This is a genomic window from Pseudomonas sp. GM25 (assembly GCF_000282255.1).
Taxonomy (GTDB): Bacteria; Pseudomonadota; Gammaproteobacteria; order Pseudomonadales; family Pseudomonadaceae; genus Aquipseudomonas; species Aquipseudomonas aphyarum.
On record NZ_AKJQ01000027.1, the window covers coordinates 1 to 5,360 of the forward strand.

Annotated in this window: 5 protein-coding genes; 1 reads left to right on the forward strand and 4 read right to left on the reverse strand. The window is 59.0% G+C overall.

Translation table 11 applies throughout. The annotated features are described in order from the left end of the window. Positions 1–147: 147 nt before the first annotated feature. The 4 genes from PMI24_RS06840 to PMI24_RS06855 form a co-directional block, all read right to left on the reverse strand. Entirely contained in the window at positions 148–1,887 is a 1,740-nt protein-coding gene (locus tag PMI24_RS06840) for a dipeptidase (RefSeq protein WP_007952182.1), read from the reverse strand. Between the two features lie 238 nt (positions 1,888–2,125). After that, positions 2,126–2,764, reverse strand: coding sequence for a LysE family translocator (locus PMI24_RS06845; RefSeq protein WP_007952183.1), 639 nt, complete (start codon positions 2,762–2,764; stop codon positions 2,126–2,128). Between the two features lies 1 nt (position 2,765). Beyond that, positions 2,766–3,536, reverse strand: coding sequence for a 2OG-Fe(II) oxygenase (locus PMI24_RS06850; RefSeq protein WP_007952184.1), 771 nt, complete (start codon positions 3,534–3,536; stop codon positions 2,766–2,768). Between the two features lie 90 nt (positions 3,537–3,626). Beyond that, positions 3,627–4,253 carry a hypothetical protein gene (locus tag PMI24_RS06855; RefSeq protein ID WP_007952185.1) on the reverse strand — a complete coding sequence of 209 codons (627 nt, stop codon included), beginning with the start codon at positions 4,251–4,253 and terminating at the stop codon, positions 3,627–3,629. A 90-nt stretch (positions 4,254–4,343) separates the two neighbouring features. On the opposite strand from PMI24_RS06855, the gene PMI24_RS06860 reads away from it, so the two are divergent. Next, positions 4,344–5,339: a LysR family transcriptional regulator gene (locus PMI24_RS06860; RefSeq protein WP_007952186.1), complete on the forward strand. Its 996-nt coding sequence runs from the start codon at positions 4,344–4,346 to the stop codon at positions 5,337–5,339. The last annotated feature ends 21 nt before the right edge of the window (positions 5,340–5,360 follow it).

Sequence of the window (5,360 nt, forward strand, 5' to 3'; positions counted from 1 at the left end):
TCGAGTCTCGTTTCCCGCTCCATATTCACAAAAACGCCGCTCAGTGATGAGCGGCGTTTTTGTTTGTGCGTTTTTTGTCGCGCAATAAAAAAGGACCGCGAGGTCCTTTTTTTGTGGGCCCGCCAATGTGGCGGGCCCGATACGCGATCAGAGCTTCGGCAATTGCCCGATGCGTCCCATCATTTCGGTGACGATCTGCAGGTCCAGCAGGAACTGGTCAACGGTCTTGAATTCGCCGTCGGTGTGACCGGTGTACTTGACCTCTGGTCGCGCCAGGCCGAACTGCACACCGTTCGGCAGCTCATGCACCGAGGTGGCGCCGGCCGAAGTGCCGAACTCGTGTTTCATGCCCAGGTTCTCGGTGGCCACGGCCAGCAGCGCCTTGACCCATTCGCCTTCTGGGTTGCGGTACATCGGTTCGGCGATCGAATAGTCGAAGTTCACCGCGACATGGTTTTTCTTGCTCCAGGCTGCCAGTTTGTCGGCGATCTCGGTCTTGAGCACTTCCGGCGATTTGCCCTTCGGTACGCGCAGGTTGACCGCGAGTTTGAAGGTTTTGTCGTCCATGCCGACGTAGGTCAGGGAGGTGGTCAGCGGGCCCATGAAGTCATCGGCGAAACCGACGCCGAGTTTGCCACCCTTGTAATCCAGACCCCAGTTGTCGGCGGCGTAGTGCGCAGCGTCGGTGATGTGGTTGTGCTTGAAGGCGATCTTGCCGTCCACGCTGTGGATGAAGTCGAGCATGCGGGCGACCGGGTTGACGCCGGATTCTGGCTCGGACGAATGCGCGGAAACACCGGTGACGGTGAGTTTGACGTCTTTGCCATCGACCTTGGCGTTCACTTCGAAATCGCCGCCATTTCGCTTGGCGTATTCAGCGCCGGCCTTTTGCAGGCTGGCCGCCAGCTCGGCAGGTTTGTCGGTTACCAGTGTGACGACCGACACCGATGGAATCTGGTTGGTCGCCAGGCCACCGGTCATCGAAGTGATTTCCGCGCCGTTGCCCTCAGCCTTGCGCTTGGCGAACTTGGCCATGACGGTGCCGTAGCCTTTCTCGGCAATCACCACCGGGTAGCCGCCGTCCAGTGCCAGGTTGTACTCCGGCGTCGGGTTGCGTTCGAAGTAGTAAGGAATCGCGTCACCGGTGGTTTCTTCGGTGGTGTCCACCAGCAGTTTGAAATTGCGCGCCAGTGGCAGCTTCTCTTCCTTGATCACCTTCATGGCGTAGAGCGTCACGACGATGCCGTTTTTATCGTCCTCGGTGCCACGGCCGTACATGCGGTCACCGATCAGCGTGACCTTGAACGGATCAAGTTTGGTGCCGTCCTTCAGCACCCAGTTCTCCGGCGTTACCGGCACCACGTCGGCGTGAGCATGAATGCCGACGACGTCCTTGCCACTGCCGTCGAGGGAGATTTCGTAAACGCGATTGTCGATGTTGCGGTAGTTCAGGCCGAAAGACTCAGCCAGATCCTTGATCTTGGCGGCGATCTTGATGAATTCGGGGTTGTCGTGCTGATCGACACCATCCTTGCGGAAGGTCGGGATTTCCACCAGTTCACGCAGGGTTTCCAGCGCAGCTTTGCCGTACTTCACGCGGGTGTAGAGGCCGAGCAGGCGATGGATCTCGTTCTGTTGTTCGGCGGTCAGCGTCTTGTTGTCGAGGAAGGCGCTGATGGCTGGACGCAGATCGTCGGTCTTGCTCAGGTCGTTCTTGGCCAGATCGCCGAGAAATGCTCTGAAATCACTGACCTTTGCCTCATTGAATGTCTTGAGGATGGTCGCGCTCTGCTGCTCGGTCAGGTTGGCGTGGGCTGGCAGTGTGACAGACGAAAGGCTGGCCAGAATCAACGTCGACGCGGCCAGTTGCTTGAGTGAAAAGTCCATTGCTAAGGGCATTCCTTTGCAGGCAGTGAGTAGGAGGTGTCTGATCGAAGCGTCAGACGGTTTCGCAAACTAACACCACCAGCGAGTGATAGGGGAGCCCCCGAAGTGAGACACGTCGCAAAAATGACACTGAATCGAAAAAATAGGATTGAGGCCTCTAGGGCAGGACTTACAACGGATCCCGAAAGCAAAAGAGGCTCGCCAGCTTGACTGTGCGAGCCTCTTTTATGGGCGCAGATTACATCGACAACACCAGACGCCCGGCAAACAGGATCAGAATCACCCCCATGCTGCGCTCGAACCAGTGGCCCATGCGCATGAACAGCACGCGCACTTTGTTGCTGGAAAAGAACAGCGCGACGATCACGAACCACAACGCATTCACCCCGCACATCCACAGTCCGTACAGGGCCTGGATTTGCAGCGGCGTGCTGGCGCTGATGATCGTGGTGAAGATCGCCAGGAAAAACAGCGTGGCCTTGGGGTTGGTGGCGTTGGTCAGGAAGCCGGTGGAAAACGCCTTGAATAGTGATTGCTCGACCAGCGGTTCGTCGCTGGTCTTTTCGCCTTCCAGTGCCGTCTTCGGTTTACTGCGGATCAGGCTGACGCCCAGGTAAAGAATGTAAGCACCGCCGACCACTTTGGCGACGGTCAGCAGCCAGGGTGTGGTGTGCATCAAGGCGCCGACGCCCAGCAGGGTGTACAGCACGTGCACTGAAATTCCCGCGCCGATGCCCAGTGCCGTGCAGATGCCGATCAGTCGACCGAAACGCACACTCTGGCGGATGGTCACGGCGAAGTCCGGCCCGGGAGCGACCACGGCCAGAAAGTGGATGGTGGCCAGCGCCAGAAACTCGCCCAGGTAATTCGATGTCATTTCAGCTCCAGAAAGTCAGGGGTGAAGCATTGCCGCGATAGCCGACAAAAAACGAAAGGCTCAAGCGCGGATCGGCCACGCCCGGCGTTACCGAGTGCATGCGACGCGAATTGAACATGATGAAATCCCCCGGCTCCGGGCGTACTTCGAGTGCGGGCGGGCCGAGCAGTGCCGGGTCGATGCCGTAGCTGTCGCCACGCATTTCGTCGAAGCGGTCCGGCGAGATGTCGTCTTCCCACATCTGCAACGCGCCGCCCTCGGTCGGCATGTTGAGGTAGACGTTGCAGGCGAACTGCGCCTCCAGACTGCGGGCCTGGAAACTCTCCGGGGCGTCCTTGGCGAAGATGTCGTGATGGGCCAGAAAGCACACGCCCGGTTTCACGACTCGGGACAGGCCGACATACATCTTGCGACCGTAGAGGTTTTCCAGATGAGCACCTGCGGGCCAGGATTCGTCGAGCATGCAGCGCAATGTGTCGACCGGCGACGAGTAGGGCGCGCAGCGGTTACGCAGTTCGGCGATGTTGCTGGTGGCGCGCTCGAAATAGTCTTCGATCAGCAGCGGCTGGTTTTCCGCCTCGTAGAACGCCATGCCGATGCGACCGATGCTGGGCGCGTTGATGTAGCCCTCGAAGCCGGGCGCTAGGATCTTGTCGCCAATCTGGATCGCCTGCGCCTGGGGCAGAAAGCCCTTGACGCGGATGGCGAGGACTTCTTCGTTGGCCAGTTTTTTTATGCACGTCTCATCGAGACGCTCGACGTCAAGCATCATGGTTTCAGGTCCATCTATCGAATAGTCAACGGAACCGGCGAACGCGGTTCCCCCGGCGTCGGACGCTGCATCTGGCAGCGCCCGAAATCCTCAATCCACGCTGTAGTGGACGGACAACGTGCCTTTCTTCTGCGAAAGGGACGCGATCGTGACTGTGCCCAGATCCTTCAGGCTGCGTACATGGGTGCCACCGCAGCCATAGGCTGGCAGTTCACCGAAACCGATTTCCCGCGCACCTTCGCGCAGGGACGTCAGACGCGGCAGATCGTGTTCGATCCACTGGCCGATGCCGTATTGAACGATTTGTGCATCGACTTCCTGGGCCGAATCTCCGGGTTTGAATTGCACCCGACCTTCGTCTGGCCAATGGTGGGCCTTGATCGGCATCCAGCCCATGGCCTGGACAAAGTGGCCGATCAAATGCCCGGCAGAGTGCATGCGGGTGTTGAAGCGGCGGCGTTCTTCGTCGATGCGAATCTGGGTCATGCCCAGTGGCACCGGTTGATCGACGAAATGAATGATCCGGTCCGGTTCCTGGACGACTCGCAGCACCTGGCTGTCGCCAATCCATCCGGTATCACAGGGTTGGCCACCGCCTTGAGGATGAAAAAGCGTGGCGCGCAACACAACGGCGAATTCGTTCTCGTGGGGCGTGCAGTCGAGGACTTCCACATTGGCCTTGAGGTCATCACTATGGAAAAAGAGGCGAAGCGTCATATTCCATGCCCTTATTAAAGTTTCTTTTTTAATTATATGAATCGTGCAATAACGTGATAATCCGTTCAAACATCAAAGGACTGTTGCGCTGTGAGCATAAATCTACCGCTGCCGCTGCTCGGTGAAATGGCGATTTTCGTCAAGGTCGTCGAGACCGGCAGCTTCTCCGAAGCCGCTCGCCAATTGGGCTCATCGCCATCGGCCGTCAGCCGCAGCATTTCCCGGCTGGAGAAGGCGCTGGCCACACGGCTGCTGCAACGCACCACGCGCAAACTGCGCTTGAGCGATGGCGGAGAAGAAGTGTTCAAGCGCTGCCAGGAAATGGTCAGCGCGGCGAAGTCGGTGATGGAGATCAGCGGCCAGTTCACCCACGAAGCCGAAGGTCTGGTCCGGGTCAGCGTGCCGAAAGCGGTGGGGCGCTTCGTGATTCACCCGCACATGCCGGAGTTTCTGCGGCGCTACCCGAAGGTCGATGTGGAACTGTTGCTGGAAGACCGCCAGGTCGATCTGATCGACGATCATGTCGACCTGGCCATTCGCATCACGGATCGTCCACCAGCCGGACTGGTCGGACGACAACTGCTGACCATCGACCATTTGCTCTGCGCCACGCCGCAGTATCTGGCTGAGCACGGGACGCCGACCCATCCCCATGACTTGCTCAACCACAGTTGCATCTATCTGGGCGAAACCCCGAGCGATGCGCGCTGGAAATTCAAGAAAGGCACGAAAGCCGTTACCGTCGGCGTGCGCGGGCGGTATGCCGCCAATCACACCGGCGTGCGTTTGGGCGCCGTGTTGCAACACATCGGCATTGGCAGCCTGCCGTATTTTACCGCGCGCTACGCCCTGGAGCAGGGGCTGGTCGTGCAGGTGCTGCCGGACTGGACGTTCCTGGCGTCCTACCACGGCGGACTGTGGTTGTTGCACTCGCCGACGCGCTATCTGCCGCCGAAGCTGCGGGTGTTCATCGACTATCTGGTGGAGTGCCTGGAGAAAGAGCCGACTTTGAGCAAGCCGGGAAAGTCCGGCGGTTCAAAACCGTTGGCCGAGTACGAATTGCCCGAAAGTGAAGGGTTGCTCTGACCCAATAAAAAAGGCCCGCAT